The organism is Aureimonas sp. AU12 (genome assembly GCF_001463705.1).
Classification (GTDB): Bacteria; Pseudomonadota; Alphaproteobacteria; order Rhizobiales; family Rhizobiaceae; genus Aureimonas.
In genome coordinates this window covers 1-283 of record NZ_BBWH01000080.1, presented here as the reverse complement: position 1 = coordinate 283, position 283 = coordinate 1, and the positions used below count along the sequence as shown (strand labels likewise).

The window sequence follows — 283 nt, the reverse complement described above, 5'->3', positions numbered from 1 at the left end:
GGTTTAGCGAGACGCGTGAGGCGGCACGCGGCGCGATCGTGGCCGAGGTCATGCGGGACCATGACGTGAAGCCGGAGGCGTCGCAGCTCGTGCTGACCTATCGGCGCGCGGACGTGCGCGAGCTGAACGAGGCGATCCGGAGCGAGCGCCGCGAGCGCGGCGAGCTGGAGGATGAGCGCTCCTACCGGACGAACGACGGCGAGCGATCCTTCGCGATCGGAGACCGGTTCCTTTTTCTGGAGAACGACCGGGATCTCGGGGTGAAGAACGGCATGCTGGGGAC

At 67.8% G+C, this 283-nt stretch carries 1 pseudogene; it reads left to right on the top strand.

From position 1 onward, the window contains the following. Window positions 1–283 (top strand): annotated as a pseudogene (locus tag AUL33_RS22620) (Ti-type conjugative transfer relaxase TraA); the annotation flags it as partial.